Origin of the sequence: Gloeobacter violaceus PCC 7421, from assembly GCF_000011385.1 — a bacterium.
Lineage (GTDB): Bacteria > Cyanobacteriota > Cyanobacteriia > Gloeobacterales > Gloeobacteraceae > Gloeobacter > Gloeobacter violaceus.
On sequence record NC_005125.1, the window covers coordinates 1,525,200 to 1,540,154 of the forward strand.

Genomic DNA, 14,955 nt, shown 5'->3' on the forward strand with positions numbered 1-14,955 from the left:
TGCAGGGCAAGAACTTTGGCCTTCAATGCCCGAATGGGTGCTTCAGGCCGAGGCAGGGGAGTGAGCGTCAAGCAGTGCTCAAATTGCCCAAAACGACAGAAATTGAGGGGATTCGGCTTGCTTTCTGATGTTTCAGACTGGATCTTGACGTGAACTACTCAATTCATTGAAAATCCAGGATCCCTACGCAGAGGCTGTTTCGATAATTCATTGAGAAATTAGATTAACCTGCGGAAAGTGGGATAGATCCTACATTCCGCACTTCCAACTGGCACATTGAGAATTAACGACGAAGCAATCGAGTTTACAGCAATCGTACCCTGTGCGATTCGCAACTGTACCAGCTTATTGAGAGTGAAGAACGCATAGTTCGTCTGAACTAAATATCTTGAAACGCTTGCTGTGAAAGAGTTTTGAGCTTAATAGTTTGGTGTGACACTTAAAGGGCGGAAAGTGGGTTTCTAGTATCGTCTGTGGGATTTTCCTTTCAAGGATTAGTTGCACATCGCGTTATTTACCTAATCTAATATTGGGCAGGCTTGCAATGCCGTCTGAACAACTTGTAGGAGTTCCGTGCGACTGGCTCCACCTGCTGCTTGCACGGACAGTCCAGCGTTGACCGTGAGTACAAAGCGGGCAAGGGCAGCAGGGTCAGCATCAGGCGGCAAGTCCCCCTCAGATAACGCCCGCTCGAAGCGAGCGCGGATAGCAATCTCGCCTGCCGCTCGGCGTTCTGCCAATTCTTGATGAAGCGGATCCTCTGGCTCTGCACAGGCGAGCAGACTCTGTGTAACCAGACATCTAGACGGATTGCCTGGATTGGTCACTAAATCCACAACGCCCTGCATCATCCGCTCGATCACTCTCCGAGCCGTTGGTTCCTCAAGGGCATCCCGATAGTTGTGCTGATCGCGATAGCGGTCGAGTGCCTTGCGGAATAAAGTCTCCTTGTTGCCAAAGGCGGCGTAAAGGCTGGGACGGTTAATACCCATCGCCTCAGTCAGATCGGTGAGCGATGTCCCCAAATAGCCCTTGCGCCAGAACAGCAGCAAAGCCTGATCTAAAGCTGTGTCGATATTAAAAGCGCGAGGACGACCCTGCACACCCTGAGACTTTCTCGTTTCCATACCGTTCAGTATAAAACTTCCTTGACAGCTTGAGAAGTCCTGCGCTAATCTGTACCAATCGGTAAATAAATACTGATTTGGCAGTGACACACCCAAAGGAGTCCATCATGACGACAACACTGGCAGGCAAAGTTGCACTGGTTACGGGTGGTTCTCGCGGTCTAGGAGCGGCGATCGCCTCAGCACTAGCCGCCCAAGGTGCTGACGTTGCAATCAGCTATGTCGTGTCAGCAGAAAAAGCGGAGGCGGTCGTTCAGGAGTTGAAAAAGACAGGCGTGCGCGCCATCGCGATCAAGAGCGACCAGTCCGACCCGTCTTCCGCTAAGTCCTTGATCGATGCCGTCGTCTCACATTTCGGTAAGCTCCACATCCTCGTGAACAATGCGGCGATCGTGGTTCAGGGCAAGAAGGTTGACGATCCTGAACTCAATGCCGATGAATACGACCGTCAGTGGTACATCAATGTGCTCGGTGCTGTTGCAACAACGCGAGCCGCAGCACAGAAACTCTCGGACTGTGGGCGGATCATTTTCATCGGTTCTGGCCTTGGCAGCCGTGTCCCATTCCCAGGCGTGGCGGACTACGCGGGCACTAAGGCGGCGATCGTAGGGTATGCGAAAGGTGTCCAGCGTGATCTTGGTCCGCGCAACATCACCGTAAACGTCGTGCAGCCAGGCATCATGCCGACGGACATGGCGGCAGCCGTAGCCGACAAACTGCCGGAAGCGATCATGGATCTTCACGCAATCCGCCGGATCGCAACCTTGGAGGAGGTGGCGGCGACCGTTTGCTTCCTTGCAGGTTCAGACGCTGGCTACATCAGCGGCGGCGTAGTGGATGTGTCCGGCGGATTCCAAATCTGAGCGCCGAAGCAGCTCAAAACTTTTACACGTGCAATCAAAGGAAAAGATATGAAAATACGCTACGGGTTTCGACAGGTCGGCGATGTCGAAGTGTTCTACCGCGAGGCTGGGTCAAGCGATGCGCCAGTGATACTGCTGTTGCACGGCTTTCCAACCGCTAGCCACATGTTCCGCGACCTGATCCCTCTCCTTGCCGATCGCTTTCGGCTCGTCGCGCCGGATCTGCCTGGTTTCGGACAGACCAAGGCACCGCCGCGCGGGACGTTCGACTACACGTTCGACCGCCTTGCCGACGTGATCGAGGGCTTCGTCGATGCTTTGTCGCTCGATCAATACGTGCTCTACATCTTCGACTACGGTGCGCCGATAGGACTGCGTCTGGCGATGCGCCATTCTGAACGGATATCTGCGATCGTCTCGCAGAACGGCAACGCCTACATTGAGGGTTTCAGTGACGAATGGGGCACGTGGGAGTCCTATTGGCGCGAACCGAGCGCAGCGAACCGGGAAGCCTGCCGACCCTCGCTCGCGCCGGACATAATCCGGAACTGGCAGTATGGTACCGGAGCCGATCCAAACCTTTTGTCGCCCGACGGCTACGAACTTGACATCGCCTACATGGGGCGACCGGGCGCGGAGGAGATCCAGCTCGACCTAATCCTCGACTACCGCAGCAACGTCGCGCTCTATCCGGTCTTCCAGTCCTACTTTCGCGAGCACCGTCCGCCGCTTCTCGCCGTTTGGGGCCGTCATGATCCGGCGTTTCTGCCCGCTGGTGCCGCCGCTTATCAGCGAGATCTCCCGGATGCAAAGATTCATCTGCTCGATGCCGGACATTTCGCGCTGGAGACACATGCGGAGGAGGTGGCAATTTTGATCCGCACGTTCCTCGATAGCGCGATCGGTTCCACCACAGTGAAAATCTAACTCAGTAAAGGATGAAGTCATGACCCAAAAATATGGACCCAAGACAACAACCGACGAAGTGCTTTCCGGCATTGAACTCAAGGGAAAGCGATTTCTGATTACGGGTGCATCGTCGGGCATTGGGCTTGAAACCGCCCGCTCACTGGTCTCTCACGGCGCTAGCGTCGTCGGCGCGGTCAGAAACCTCGCTAAAGCTGAGCCAGCCACTGCATCGGTTCGTGATGCCGCGTCGCAGGGCGGCAGCTTGGAGTTGATCAATCTCGATCTGGCATCCTTGCAAAGCGTTCGCGCCTGTGCGGATAAACTGTTGGCTGACGGTCAACCGTTCGATGCCATCATCGCTAACGCTGGTGTTATGGCAACTCCGTTCGGTCGGACGATCGACGGCTTTGAAGTCCAGTTCGGGACGAACCATCTTGGCCATTTTGCCCTGATCAATCAGATCGAGCCGCTGCTCGCCAATGATGGACGGCTGGTGGTCCTATCATCGCTCGCGCATCGCGGTGCCGATATCGACTTGGACGATCCGAATTTCGAGCAGCAGGCATACGATCCATGGGTCGCTTATAGCCGATCGAAAACCGCCAATTCACTATTCGCTGTGGAGTTTGACAGGCGGTATCGCGATCGCGGCATTCGGGCTGCTTCGGTGATGCCCGGAAACAGTCTGACGGATCTACCCCGCCATCTCTCGCCAGAGGACTTGCAGGGACTTTTGCAGACTGTTGACGCAGCGCGCACGGAAGCGGGTCTGCCGCCGAAAGAGTTGAAAGAAATTTCGCAGGCAGCCGCGACATCGGTCTGGGCAGCAGTCGTGGCGAATAAAGACGAGATCGGTGGACATTATCTTGAGGATTGTGCGGTCGTGCCGATCGATGATACGCCCAACCCGTTTGCCGACGGCGTCAGGTCGTATGCGCTCGACGCTAACAGGGCTAAGCAACTGTGGGCGAAAAGCGAGGAATTGATCAGCGCTGCGTCTTGAAGGTTATCGCGCAAGAATCTGAAAGAAACCGAGCATTAGAATTCATTACAATTCGGTTAAATCAGACAAGAATCCAATGCGGTATTCATAGGAGATTGCAATGCCTTACGCTACTGTTGGTCAACCCACTTTCCGCAGGTTAATCTAATTTCTCAATGAATTATCGAAACAGCCTCTGCGTAGGGAGCCTGGATTTTCAATGAATTGAGTAGTTCACGTCAAGATCCAGTCTGAAACATCAGAAAGCAAGCCGAATCCCCTCAATTTCTGTCGTTTTGGGCAATTTGAGCACTGCTTGACGCTCACTCCCCTGCCTCGGCCTGAAGCACCCATTCGGGCATTGAAGGCCAAAGTTCTTGCCCTGCAAAGCTTTCAAGGTTTCTCACAAATTCCTACAACTGCCGCTCCACCCCCGGAGAATTTTTGACTGAGTATAAATACACATGCGGAATGTGGGCTTCATCAGCGAGCGAGGGCAATGAAAGCCATGACTGCGAAGCCGATGCCCTTTTAAAGAGCATTCGTGGGGCATTGTTCAAGCGCGCACGGCGGTTTCACTCTGCACCAGTCGGCCGTCCTCCATGTGCGCGGTGCGGGTGGCGACATCAGCGATGTTGCTCATGTGTTTGGCCACGGTACCGGTGTTCGCGTTTGTTGCTGCAGGGTAGGATCGTGGGCATGGCAGGCCCCTTTACGGCGGATTTTGCGGTTGAACCTTTGAGTAGCAAGCAGCTCGGACGGCTACTCGCCGATTTGCGTTCGGAACTCGAAATACTGTACGGTCCGCGTCTGGTGCGGTCGGTCCTGTTCGGCTCCTACGCGCGAGGTGCCGCTGGTTCCGAATCGGATGTGGACGTGCTCACGGTGCTGACAGATCCGGTCGATCCGATGTTGGAGATCGAGCGCACCGGTGCGCTGGTGGGGCGGCTACTAAGCGAGCATGGTAAGCTCGTCGGGCTGTTGGCCGTCGGGAAATTGTTATACGACACGGGCGGGTGGAGCCTTGTCGAGAACGTGCGTGAGGAGGGGATCGAATTTTGAGCCCCGAACAAACTCGGCTGCTGGCGCGGGCGGGCGAAGCGGTCGCTGCGGCGCGTCTGCTGCTGGAGGCCGGCTTGTTCAACGACAGCGCCTCGCGCTCCTACTACGCGATGTTTTACTGCGCTTCGGCGATGCTGCTGCAACTGGGTGCTCGTCCCAAAAGCCATGCGGGCACAATCTCGGAGTTCGGCCGCCGTTGTGTCATGGCCGGCATCGCGAGTATCGAAGAGCGCGACGAGCTGATCTTGGCGGAACGCAGGCGCAATGCGGCCGACTACGGCACCCCTCAGGCAGAGATCGACGCGCACATAGCAGAACGGTTGCTGGAGACCGCCGGGCGGTGGGTGGAGCGCACCCCGAGGCAAATCACTGAATACGCCCGACAAAGCGAGCCAGGCGGCGGGAAGGAACGCTCCAACGGGCCGGATGTTGAACGTTGATATCGCAGGTCGATCGACCATTGGGTAGTATGCAACAGCAGCAGGCAGTCGCTTCCCTTTGACATACAATTACCGCTTCTGCGGATGGGGCCTGCTTTCCAAAGATTGCCACTCGGTCTGAGGGGAGTGCACTTCCATTGCAACTGCTACCACGTTCTTGGTTGTACAAATTGTAGTACTTCTCAGCGAGCGAGGGCAATGAAAGCCATGACTGCGAAGCCGATGCCCCTTCAAAGAGCATTCGTGGGGCATTGTTCAAGCGCGCACGGCGGTTTCACTCTGCACCAGCCGTCCGTCTTCCATGTGTACGGTGCGGGTGGCGACATCGAGGATGCGGCTGTCGTGGGTGACCATCAAGATGGCGCAGCCTTGATCGGCGGCCAACTGCTGCATCAACTCCACTACCTCGCGGCCGGATTTGCTGTCGAGGGCGGCGGTCGGTTCGTCGGCCAATACCAGGGAAGGTCGGTTCACCAGGGCGCGGGCGATGGCGACGCGCTGCTTCTGACCGCCGGAAAGATTCTCCGGGTAGTAATCGAGCCGATCGCCCAGACCCACCGCCACCAGCATCGCTTCGGAGAGGGAGCGCGCCTCGGCAGGACTCGCAGCGCTCAGCTCCGCCGCCATCTGCACGTTCTGGCGGGCAGTTAGAAAGCCGAGCAAATTGTGGGACTGGAAGATATAGCCGATGTTGCGGCGGATGGCCACCAGAGCTGCTTCGTCCGCTCCGCACAGCTCCTGGCCGAGTACTTGAAGGCTGCCGCTCTGGGGGGAGCGCAGCGCGCCAATCAGCGTGAGCAGCGTCGTTTTGCCGGAACCGGAAGGGCCGGTGAGGATCACCAGCTCCCCCCCGGCGATGGTGAGATCGATGTCCGAGAGTACCCGGCGTTCGAGGGCGCCGTGGCCGAAGGTGTGGTCGAGCCGGCGGATGGCAATCACAGGCGTCTGGGACATGGTTCGGTGCTCCGGTAGGTTTAGGCGAAGATTTCGGCCGGATCGGCGGCGCGCAAGCGGCGCACGGCGATGGCGCCGGAAATGGCGCACATCAGTACCGTGAGGGCGAAGATAATGGCCGCGCGCAGCGGATCCATCGCCAGCGGCAACAGCGTCGCCCCCCGCGTCAGGTCGTACAGACCCAGGGAGATGGCAAAACCGGGAACAAAGCCCAACAGCGACAGCAAGAAGGCTTCCTGGAAGACCACACCGAGCAGGTAGCCGTTGGTGTAGCCGATCGCCTTGAGCGTCGCGTACTCGGCCAGGTGATCGCTCACATCGGTATAGAGAATCTGGTAGACGATGATCGTACCCACGATGAAACCCATGGCCGCACCGAGGGCAAAGATATAACCGATGGGCGTGCTGCGGTTCCAGTAATCTTTTTCGAAGTCCATGTACTCCTGGCGCGACAACACGCGCACATCCGCGGGCAGTGCAGCGCGCAAATCGGCTTTCACCCGCTCCGGGTCGGCGCCGGGAGTGAGGCGCACCAGGCCCAGATCTACCAGGCCCTTGCTGCGCTCGCCAAAGAGGCGCAAGAAATTGAGGTCGCTGGTGATGAGGGTACCGTTGATGGCAAAGGAAGTGCCCATCTGAAAGAGGCCCCCCACCCGCACCCGCCGGTCGTTGACCTCGGTGACGATGGACTGGCCGCCGGTGTAGCGGGAGGCAATCGGTCCATATTCGCTGCGCGAGGCCCGATCAAAAAGCACCGTGTCGGATTTGCGGATGGAGGCCAGTTTGCGGTTCACCTCGCCCAGGCGAAAGACCGGCTCGCCCGGGTTAAAACCCACCACAAAAATGCCGCGCGTCTCGTTGCTCTCGGGGTTGCGAAAGCGGCCAAAGTCCAGATAGACGGGACTCGCCCCCGCCACCCCCGGTACGGCCATCGCCTGGTAGAGCCGCCGCTGCGAGAAACTCTGCATACTCACCAGCGCGCTCGATTTGGGACCGATAAGAAAGATGTCCGCTTCGAAACTCGCGTGCAACCGAACGGCGCCATCGAACAGGGCGGCACGAAAGCCGAGCTGCAAAAACATCAAGATTACCGCAAAGCCGATGCCGGCCACGGCGACCAGCAGCCGCACCCGCTCGCGGGTCAGTTGCAACCAGGCGAGGGGCATCTTCATGGTTTGGCACTCCGATTCGGCTCAATGGCCACATCCACCTGCAGGTTGGTGAGGCCGCTCACCCGGCGACCGTCCGCCGGGTCCAGACGAATTTTGACCTCGACCACCCGCGCGTCGATGTCGGCGGCGGGGTCGGTGTTGAGCACATCCTTCTTGGCAATGATCCGACCCACCTGATCCACCGCGCCGCCCAGGGGACCAGCGAAGGCGCCGTTGGCACTGGTGATCCGCGCCCGCTGCCCCGGGCGCACCCGGCCTATCTCCGTCTCGTACACCTCGGCCACCGCGTACATCCGGTCGGTGCGGCCCACCTCGGCGATGCCTTCAGGACCAATCACCTCGCCCGGCCAGGCGTGGATCTTGAGCACCTGGCCATCCGCCAGGGCGCGCACGTAGGCCACTTCGAGATCCGCCTCGGCCCGCGCCTGCGCCGAGCGGGCCTGCTCCACCTGCGCCTGGGCTTCGAGCACATCGGTGGGACGCACCTCGGCGGTGGCGACCAGGGCGTTGCGGGCCTGGGCCAACTGCCCCTCGAGGGTGCGCATCGCCAGGCGCTTGCTGTCGAGGGCAGATGCCGAAATCGCCCCATCGCGCTCCAGTGCCGCGTAGCGCTCCCACTCGGTGCGGGCAATCTCCAGTTCACCCGCCAGCCGGTCGATCCCGGCGCGCTGGGCTGCCAGTTCACCGCCTTTTGCCCCGGCGCGCACCTGCGCCAGCCGCGCCTGGGCGACTTTGACCTGGGAGCGGGCCTGGACGACCGTCGCCGCGTAGCGGCCCCGCCGATCGAGCACCGCTACCGCCTGCCCGGCTTTGACCCGGTCTCCCTCGCGCACCAACAGCTTCTCCAGCCGCGTCGCCTCGAAGGCCGTGGGCGCCGCCAGGCGGACCACCTCGCCCTCCGGTTCGAGCCGCCCCGAAGCGACCACCGCCCGCACTACCGGCGCAGAAGGCGCCCGCACTACCGGTGCCGCCCCCGGCTGCCGCGCCGAAAGACCATAGAACAACACCGCCCCGCCGCCCACCGCGGCAGCGATCGCCAAGAACACCCGCCACCGGCTCGCCGTCTGGCCTGGAAACCGACTGAGAGTTGCCATAAACTCCGCTCCGCCACGCTAGAATCGAATTTGTCAAATGCAATTTGCTGCACTGCAACTCATTGCATATTGGCAGTTTAGATGCAACAATTTGCATAAGTCAAGCCCCCGGATCAAAATCACATGGCACTGGCGCACGCGATACTGGCACTGCTGGCGGACCGCTCCTTCAGCGGTTACGAGTTGACTAAAGAATTCGAAGGCTCGGTGGGGTGTTTCTGGAAAGCGACCCACCAGCAGATTTACCGGGAGTTGGCGGCGCTTGAGGAGCGCGCTTTCGTGCACGCGGATCTGGTCACCCAGGAAGGACGGCCCAACAAGAAGCTCTACGAATTGACGGAGGCGGGCAAGCGCTGGCTTTCCGAGTGGCTGGCCGAGCCGAGCGAACCGTGCGTGATCCGCGAGGACATGCTAGTCAAAATGTTCGCGGGTTATCTCACCTCCCCGGAGGTGCTCATCGCCGAAATCGAAAGGCGCAAGGCCTTGCACGCCGAGAAGCTCGAGTACTACCGACAGGTCGAGCGGGAGCACTTCGGCGATCTGAGCACCATACCGATCGAGAAGCGCTTCGGGTACCTTTCGCTCAAGCGCGGGCTGCGCTATGAAGCGGACTGGGTGGCGTGGTGCGACGAAGCGGCGGCCCTGCTGCACTCCCCCACCTTCGCACCGCCCGGGTAAACCCCGATACAATCGGGTCCGGTGTTCGCTGTCCTGCACTATGGCCCTGACGGTCGTCTTCAACGGAAATTATCTGTCGCTGCGGCCTACCGGCATCGGCCAGTACGTCCTCAACCTCTGGCGCTGCTGGCGGCACGCGCAGAAGCCTCTGCGCGCCTTTATGCCTGCGGAGTACCTGCAAGAACCGCTCAGAGGCCACCGCACGGTCAAAACACCCGGCCACCTGGCCCGTCTCATCTGGAATCAGACGATCCTGCCCACCCGCCTGCGGCCGGGCGAGGTGCTGTTCAATCCGGTACCGGAGGGGCCGCTGGTGGGTGGACTGCCCCAGGTCACCGCCGCCCACGACACCATTCCGCTCATCTTCCCGGAACTTTTCCCGCGCAAACAGGCGTACTTTCGCTATCTGGTGCCCGCCTGTCTGCGCCGGGCGGCACGGATCTTGTGCAATTCCGAGCAGACCCGCGCCGATCTGGTGCGCTTCTACGGCCTCGACCCAGCCGGGATGACCGTGATCCCCCTTGCCTGCGACCGGGAGCGTTTTTTCCCGCGCCCGGCCGATCCCAGGCAACTGGCCTTCTACGGCCTGGAGGCCGACCAGTACCTGCTCTACGTCGGCTCCCACGAGCCCCACAAAAACCTGGCTCGGCTCATCGAAGCCTTCGCCCGGGTGGCTGGCGATTGGCCGGGCAAGCTCGCTATCGCCGGAGCCTGCGATCCCCGGTATACTCCCCCGCTGATGCGTCTGGCGGAGCAACGGGGGATCGCTGCCCGGGTGCGCTGGCTCGATTATCCGGCCGACGCGGATCTGCCCTTGCTCTACAGGGGCGCGCACCTGTTCGCCTTTCCCAGCCTGTACGAAGGATTCGGCCTGCCGGTGCTGGAGGCGATGGCTTGTGGCGCGGCAGTGCTCACCTCCACCCGCGGAGCGCTCGCGGAGGTGGCAGGGCAAGCGGCGGTACTGGTCGAACCGGAGTCCGCCGAGGGGATCGCCGCCGGTTTGGAGCAGCTGTTTGACCCTCGGGTACGGGCGAAGTACCGCACCCTTGCCCTGCAAAGGGCCGCCGAATTCAGCTGGGAGCGCACCGCCGAGGCGACCTGGCAGGTGATTGAGGGGGTGGGATCCCCCCCTGCCCCCCCTTGAGAAGGGGGGTGGTGAGGCGTCGGGGGTTTGTGGGGGTCAGCCGCCGTTGCGGAAGACATGCACGTCCCAATCGCTCAAGTGCACGTTGAGGATGCCGCCTTCGACGTCGACTTCGTAGAGGCGGGTCTTCTCGAACCAGTGGCCGTCCTCGGGGAAGCAGGGCACCTGGTAATCGCCCAGGTTGCCGTCGCCCAGGTGGGCGACGACCGCCACCCGCGAGCCCTCGGCGTTGAAGCGCACGTAGGCGATCACCCGCGCTTCTTGGTCGATGTGGAAAAAATCGATCTCGTTGGTCCAGAGCGCCTGGGTCTCGCGCCGCAGGTCGATGAGACCTTTGTAGCGCTCCAGAAGCGCCACGTGCCGGTCGTGATCGAGCAGTGTCCACTCCACCGCGTGCACTTCCTCGTCCTGGGGATAGGCCTGGCCCATCGCCTGGCCCTGGTAGAGCATCGGCAGACCCACCGAGGTCATCAGCAAGGCCGCCGCGCACTCCAGGCGCTTGAAGCTGCCCTCTTCGTTGATGCCCGCGTCGCGCAGCCGCTGCAGCAGGCGGGGCTTGTCGTGGTTTTCGTAGAAGTTGACGGCGTTGCTCGGCCCCGGATAGCCGTGGTGCAGGGGGTTGATCGAGTCGACAATCTGGTCGGTGTCGAACATGTTGCGCACCATCAGATCATCGATCATCCAGTAGTAAGTCTCGTGGTAGGCGCCGTCCATCGGGCCGTCCGCACCGGTAATCGCCGGGTTTTCGGGGATATGCTCGCCGACGAGGTAGAAGGGTTTGCCCCCCGAATTGGCCTTCGAACGCCTGGCCACTTCGCCCAGAAAATCGAAGTATTTAATTTGGGCGGCGGCGTCGATGCGGTAGCCGTCGATGTGGTACTCGCGCACCCAGTAATCGACCAGATCGTAGAGGTATTCGCGGGCCGGGTTGCGCTTGTAGTGCTCGTCGTAAAATTCGAGGTTGAACTTGGGTCCCCAGACATTGCCCGGTTCGTCCGGCTCGGTGCCCGGCGCATAGAACCAGTAGGTAAAGTCGATGCGCGTGAGCGGGCTTTCCGATTCGGAGTGGTTGAGGACAATGTCCAGGATGACCCGAAAACCGCGCTCGTGACAGGCGTCCACGAAGGCTTTGAGATCTTCGGGCTTGCCGTAGGAGGATTCGGGGGCAAAGGGATGGCGGGGGTTGTAACCCCAGTAGTGCTCGCCCGGGTACTCGGTGACGGGCATCAACTGCACGCAGTTGACCCCCAGATCCACCAGGTAGTCGAGCTGTTGGATCGCATCGATGAACGTGTCGCCGCCAAAGGCGCTCACGTGCAGTTCATAGATGATCAAATGGTCGTCCGGGGAAAGGGGCACATCGTCGTGCTCCCAGACATACTCGTCGGTGATTTGCTTGCCGTCTTTGATGCGGATGACGGTATTTTCGCGGTTTTTCTCATCGACTTGGCGGGCATACGGGTCGGCGATCGCCACCGTCTCGCCCTCGCAGAAGAAACTCTTGGAAACGAGCTTGAACTTGTACTGATGTTCACCATCCGGTAAATCGATCTCGACGAAAAAGCAGCCCTTGTCGTCCTTCTCCATTGGGATCTCTTCCCAGTTCGAGAATGAGCCTACGAGTGCCGCTTTTTCGTTGTAGGGGGCCAGCAGTTGAAAGCGAATCATGCCGGTCTTCGCATCGGCTTTTGCTTCGGACTGCGGCTGCACCTTGCTCTCGGACGGATCTTTGGTCGTCGTCATAATCTCCCCATTGCAGACCGATGACATTTCCAAGGCCGGTTTCTGCTATATGCAATGTAGGACAGCTCCCAAATCCCGGTATCTACCCGCCGGTAGAACCGATAGCTCCCTCCCAGCCTCTCACCCCCCCTTTTCAAAGGGGGGGCAGGGGGGGGATCCCCACCTCCCAGGCCAGCCGGGGCGAGACATAACCCAACAGCTGAGTGCGCAAAGCCTCCAAGGGCGCCAGCCGCTCCACCCGGCCCGCCGCCCAGGCGAGTTGCTGCAAATAATCGACCAGGGGAATTTGTTGTTCGAGATTCAGTTCGGCGTCGATGCGGCGGGCGAGGGTGAGGGCACTGCGCAGGTCGAGGGGCCGGTAAGCCCACTTTTCGGCCTCCGCCAGCAGTTCGGGCGGGATGCCGAAAAGCCAAGTCTGCAATTCGAGGGCACGGCCGGGACTGCCCTGGGCCATGGCGAGCAGCCGTTCGTCCACCGACTTGCCCAAGGCCGCCAGGATTTGCGCTACCAGTTCGTGGGGCAGGCAACAAAAGGGCACCTTCTGGCAGCGCGAGCGCACGGTGGCAAGCAAGCCGCCCGCAGAAGGAGCGATCAGCACGAAGACCGCCCCCCCCGGTTCTTCGAGAATCTTGAGCAGGGCGTTGGCCGCCCCGTCGCCCATCGCCTCGGCACCTTCGATCACAATCACCTGGCGAGCGGCTTCCAGCGGCGGGCGGCTCAAAAACTGGTTGATCCCCCGCACCTGCTCAAGGCGCACCTGCGGAAGCGCCCGGGGCAGATTGCCCCCTTCTGCCAGGGCCTCGGCGCGGCTGAGCAGCTTGTCGCCTTTTTTGTAGGTCGGCTCGACCCAGAGCAGATCCGGGTGGTTGCCCCGCTCGATGCGGCCAAGGGCGCTTTCGAGCAGCCGGGCCGCGAAGTGGCGGGCGGCCATCGCCTTGCCCACCCCCTGCGGTCCGCAAAACAGGTACGCCGGGGCGATGCGGCCGGTGACAATCGCCCGTTCGAGCAAGGCCATCGCCAGGGGTTGGCCCTTGACGGAGCTTTGGGCAGTGCAGTTCATGCCGCCATTTCACGCAGGCTCAAAGCAGCCAATTCCCGGATCTGCGCCCAGTCTTGATGGTGGTGCAGGGCTTCCTCCGTCCAGAGTGTCTGCTGTTCGCTCATTTGGGTCAATCGTCGATCGACGGCATACACCAGTTCCGCCTGCCGCGGGGTCAACAACCGCTTCTCGACGAGCACCGGCAAACCGGCCAACGAATCGTCAAACTCCAGGGCCAGTTCGTCTGCCGAGGGACTGACGCCCAGTTTTTCCAGGTAAGCCGCCTGCTCGTCCGCCGGGGCCGCCAATCGCAAAAGGCACAATTCCAGTGCGTGAAGCCGTTGCTCTAACTGCTTGTCCATGGACCGGACCCCATGCGTACTCTTTAAGATCAGCAAATGATGTCTGATTTTCCGTTGAATGTGTTGACCCGCCAGTACGGCTGTGGTCCGTGGCGCCCACCCCCAGGATGCCAACGGATCATGCGACCCGTTGGCTGCCCTTCAAGGTTGTACTCGCGCAGAACCCACCCCTGCCCTTTTTTGCTGCCTTTGCGCAGCGTCTCTGTCTGCCAGCCGACAGGCAACTCGCCGATCATTCTAGCGATCTCGTCCGGGGTCTTGCCAGCCAGTTGTTCCGGGAATTCCAGGATGTACTCCAGCATTTTCCCGGACTTCGCAAGGTTGGCGGTCTACAAAGCCACGAAGCGGTCGGTGGCTTCGATAAGGGCGGAGCGGATACCCGGCTCGCTCATCGAGTGACCCGCGTCGGCAACTATAATCAGCTCCGCTTCCGGCCAGGCGCGGTGCAGTTCCCAGGCCGACTCCATCGGGCAGACCACGTCGTAGCGCCCCTGGACGATCACCGCCGGCAGGTGGCGGAGGCGGCCGACGTTTTCGAGCAGTTGCTCTTCGCGATCCAGAAAACCCTTGTTGACAAAGTAGTGGCACTCGATGCGGGCAAACGCGGTCGAAAATTTGACCTCGCCGAAGCGCTCCACCAGGCGGGGGTCGGCGATCAATTTGCTGGTGGACGCTTCCCAGATCGACCAGGCGCGGGCGGCGGCGGAGCGCACCTCCGGGTTGTCGCCGGTGAGCCGCCGGTAGTAGGCGCCCATCAGATCGCCGCGCTCCTCGGTCGGGATCACTGCCACAAAGCGCTCCCAGGCGTCCGCAAAGATGCGGCCGGCCCCTTCTTGGTAAAACCAGAGCAGTTCCTTGCGCCTGAGCAGAAAGATGCCCCGCAAAATCAGCCCCTTGCAGGCTTCGGGGTGGGTCTGGGCGTAGGCGAGCGCCAGGGTGCTCCCCCAACTGCCGCCGAAGACGACCCAGCGGTCGATGCCCAGATGAACCCGCAGTTTCTCGATATCTTCGACTAGATCCCAAGTGGTGTTTTCGGCCAGTTCGGCGTTGGGAGTGCTCCGGCCGCAGCCGCGCTGGTCGAACAGCACCAGCCGCCATTTGTCGGGGTCGAAGTATTGGCGGTAGGTCGGGTCGATCCCGCCGCCCGGCCCGCCGTGCAGGAAGACCGCCGGTTTGCCCCGGGGATTGCCCACCTGTTGGTAGTGAATGGTGTGCAGGGCCGAAACGGCGAGAAATCCTTGATCGTAAGGCTCGATGGGGGCAAACAGTTCGCGCATGGACATCCGGGCGGGGGCAACCCGCAAATCCTAGCGCGCTCCCTCCGGGTCTGGGTAGGCGGCAAGGTCGCACTCAACTGCGAACGCAAAAAGCTGCAAAGGCCGGATC

At 60.8% G+C, this 14,955-nt stretch carries 16 protein-coding genes; 7 read left to right on the forward strand and 9 right to left on the reverse strand.

The annotated features are described in order from the left end of the window. Positions 1 to 518: 518 nt before the first annotated feature. On the reverse strand, positions 519 to 1,127 hold the full coding sequence (locus tag GLL_RS07385; protein WP_011141420.1) for a TetR/AcrR family transcriptional regulator: 609 nt from the start codon (positions 1,125 to 1,127) through the stop codon (positions 519 to 521). A gap of 107 nt (positions 1,128 to 1,234) precedes the next feature. Between GLL_RS07385 and GLL_RS07390 the strand changes: the two genes are divergently transcribed. The 5 genes from GLL_RS07390 (at position 1,235) to GLL_RS07410 (ending at position 5,383) form a co-directional block, all read left to right on the forward strand. Further along, the gene (locus tag GLL_RS07390) at positions 1,235 to 1,990 is read left to right on the forward strand and encodes an SDR family NAD(P)-dependent oxidoreductase (RefSeq protein ID WP_164928777.1); all 756 of its coding nucleotides are present in this window, start codon (positions 1,235 to 1,237) and stop codon (positions 1,988 to 1,990) included. 48 nt (positions 1,991 to 2,038) lie between these two features. Continuing rightward, positions 2,039 to 2,917 carry an alpha/beta fold hydrolase gene (locus GLL_RS07395; RefSeq protein ID WP_011141422.1) on the forward strand — a complete coding sequence of 293 codons (879 nt, stop codon included), beginning with the start codon at positions 2,039 to 2,041 and terminating at the stop codon, positions 2,915 to 2,917. Between the two features lie 19 nt (positions 2,918 to 2,936). Further along, positions 2,937 to 3,902, forward strand: coding sequence for an SDR family NAD(P)-dependent oxidoreductase (locus tag GLL_RS07400; protein WP_011141423.1), 966 nt, complete (start codon positions 2,937 to 2,939; stop codon positions 3,900 to 3,902). Positions 3,903 to 4,580: 678 nt separating this feature from the next. Continuing rightward, positions 4,581 to 4,943: a nucleotidyltransferase family protein gene (locus GLL_RS07405; protein WP_011141424.1), complete on the forward strand. Its 363-nt coding sequence runs from the start codon at positions 4,581 to 4,583 to the stop codon at positions 4,941 to 4,943. Next, positions 4,940 to 5,383: a HEPN domain-containing protein gene (locus GLL_RS07410; RefSeq protein ID WP_164928778.1), complete on the forward strand. Its 444-nt coding sequence runs from the start codon at positions 4,940 to 4,942 to the stop codon at positions 5,381 to 5,383. The genes GLL_RS07405 and GLL_RS07410 overlap by 4 nt, the downstream gene beginning before the upstream one ends. 255 nt (positions 5,384 to 5,638) lie before the next feature. On the opposite strand, the gene GLL_RS07415 is transcribed toward GLL_RS07410, so the two are convergent. The 3 genes from GLL_RS07415 to GLL_RS07425 are packed head-to-tail and all read right to left on the reverse strand — an operon-like array spanning position 5,639 to position 8,603. Beyond that, positions 5,639 to 6,337 carry a DevA family ABC transporter ATP-binding protein gene (locus GLL_RS07415; protein ID WP_011141426.1) on the reverse strand — a complete coding sequence of 233 codons (699 nt, stop codon included), beginning with the start codon at positions 6,335 to 6,337 and terminating at the stop codon, positions 5,639 to 5,641. Between the two features lie 20 nt (positions 6,338 to 6,357). After that, complete coding sequence (devC, locus tag GLL_RS07420; protein WP_011141427.1) at positions 6,358 to 7,509, reverse strand: ABC transporter permease DevC; 1,152 nt, start codon at positions 7,507 to 7,509, stop codon at positions 6,358 to 6,360. Beyond that, on the reverse strand, positions 7,506 to 8,603 hold the full coding sequence (locus tag GLL_RS07425) for an ABC exporter membrane fusion protein (RefSeq protein WP_011141428.1): 1,098 nt from the start codon (positions 8,601 to 8,603) through the stop codon (positions 7,506 to 7,508). Before GLL_RS07425 ends, devC begins: the two co-directional genes overlap by 4 nt. A 123-nt stretch (positions 8,604 to 8,726) precedes the next feature. Here GLL_RS07425 and GLL_RS07430 point away from each other — a divergent pair, with 123 nt between their 5' ends. Both GLL_RS07430 and GLL_RS07435 read left to right on the forward strand, forming a co-directional pair. Then, positions 8,727 to 9,281 (forward strand): PadR family transcriptional regulator, encoded by a 555-nt coding sequence (locus GLL_RS07430; RefSeq protein ID WP_011141429.1) that lies wholly within the window; start codon positions 8,727 to 8,729, stop codon positions 9,279 to 9,281. A gap of 40 nt (positions 9,282 to 9,321) precedes the next feature. Next, the gene (locus tag GLL_RS07435) at positions 9,322 to 10,425 is read left to right on the forward strand and encodes a glycosyltransferase family 4 protein (protein WP_011141430.1); all 1,104 of its coding nucleotides are present in this window, start codon (positions 9,322 to 9,324) and stop codon (positions 10,423 to 10,425) included. Positions 10,426 to 10,461: 36 nt separating this feature from the next. Here GLL_RS07435 and GLL_RS07440 read toward each other — a convergent pair whose 3' ends face one another. From GLL_RS07440 to pip, 5 genes are all read right to left on the reverse strand, one after another. Beyond that, positions 10,462 to 12,168, reverse strand: coding sequence for an alpha-amylase family glycosyl hydrolase (locus GLL_RS07440; RefSeq protein ID WP_164928779.1), 1,707 nt, complete (start codon positions 12,166 to 12,168; stop codon positions 10,462 to 10,464). A 133-nt stretch (positions 12,169 to 12,301) separates the two neighbouring features. Next, positions 12,302 to 13,228: a DNA polymerase III subunit delta' gene (locus GLL_RS07445; protein ID WP_011141432.1), complete on the reverse strand. Its 927-nt coding sequence runs from the start codon at positions 13,226 to 13,228 to the stop codon at positions 12,302 to 12,304. Next, positions 13,225 to 13,569, reverse strand: a complete 345-nt coding sequence (locus tag GLL_RS07450; protein WP_011141433.1) for a hypothetical protein — start codon at positions 13,567 to 13,569, stop codon at positions 13,225 to 13,227. Before GLL_RS07450 ends, GLL_RS07445 begins: the two co-directional genes overlap by 4 nt. A gap of 29 nt (positions 13,570 to 13,598) precedes the next feature. Further along, positions 13,599 to 13,871, reverse strand: a complete 273-nt coding sequence (locus tag GLL_RS07455) for a hypothetical protein (protein ID WP_011141434.1) — start codon at positions 13,869 to 13,871, stop codon at positions 13,599 to 13,601. A gap of 27 nt (positions 13,872 to 13,898) precedes the next feature. Next, positions 13,899 to 14,846, reverse strand: a complete 948-nt coding sequence (pip, locus tag GLL_RS07460) for a prolyl aminopeptidase (protein ID WP_011141435.1) — start codon at positions 14,844 to 14,846, stop codon at positions 13,899 to 13,901. Positions 14,847 to 14,955 lie beyond the last annotated feature (109 nt).

Bases quoted from the DNA above. Each gene is read 5' to 3' on its own strand.
- GLL_RS07435 (WP_011141430.1), top strand. From the start codon at position 9,322: ATGGCCCTGACGGTCGTCTTCAACGGAAATTATCTGTCGCTGCGGCCT.
- devC (WP_011141427.1), bottom strand. From the start codon at position 7,509: ATGAAGATGCCCCTCGCCTGGTTGCAACTGACCCGCGAGCGGGTGCGG.
- GLL_RS07390 (WP_164928777.1), top strand. From the start codon at position 1,235: ATGACGACAACACTGGCAGGCAAAGTTGCACTGGTTACGGGTGGTTCT.
- GLL_RS07440 (WP_164928779.1), bottom strand. From the start codon at position 12,168: ATGACGACGACCAAAGATCCGTCCGAGAGCAAGGTGCAGCCGCAGTCC.
- GLL_RS07400 (WP_011141423.1), top strand. From the start codon at position 2,937: ATGACCCAAAAATATGGACCCAAGACAACAACCGACGAAGTGCTTTCC.
- GLL_RS07395 (WP_011141422.1), top strand. From the start codon at position 2,039: ATGAAAATACGCTACGGGTTTCGACAGGTCGGCGATGTCGAAGTGTTC.
- GLL_RS07405 (WP_011141424.1), top strand. From the start codon at position 4,581: ATGGCAGGCCCCTTTACGGCGGATTTTGCGGTTGAACCTTTGAGTAGC.
- GLL_RS07430 (WP_011141429.1), top strand. From the start codon at position 8,727: ATGGCACTGGCGCACGCGATACTGGCACTGCTGGCGGACCGCTCCTTC.
- GLL_RS07415 (WP_011141426.1), bottom strand. From the start codon at position 6,337: ATGTCCCAGACGCCTGTGATTGCCATCCGCCGGCTCGACCACACCTTC.
- GLL_RS07455 (WP_011141434.1), bottom strand. From the start codon at position 13,871: ATGCTGGAGTACATCCTGGAATTCCCGGAACAACTGGCTGGCAAGACC.
- GLL_RS07425 (WP_011141428.1), bottom strand. From the start codon at position 8,603: ATGGCAACTCTCAGTCGGTTTCCAGGCCAGACGGCGAGCCGGTGGCGG.
- GLL_RS07450 (WP_011141433.1), bottom strand. From the start codon at position 13,569: ATGGACAAGCAGTTAGAGCAACGGCTTCACGCACTGGAATTGTGCCTT.
- GLL_RS07385 (WP_011141420.1), bottom strand. From the start codon at position 1,127: ATGGAAACGAGAAAGTCTCAGGGTGTGCAGGGTCGTCCTCGCGCTTTT.
- GLL_RS07445 (WP_011141432.1), bottom strand. From the start codon at position 13,228: ATGAACTGCACTGCCCAAAGCTCCGTCAAGGGCCAACCCCTGGCGATG.
- pip (WP_011141435.1), bottom strand. From the start codon at position 14,846: ATGCGCGAACTGTTTGCCCCCATCGAGCCTTACGATCAAGGATTTCTC.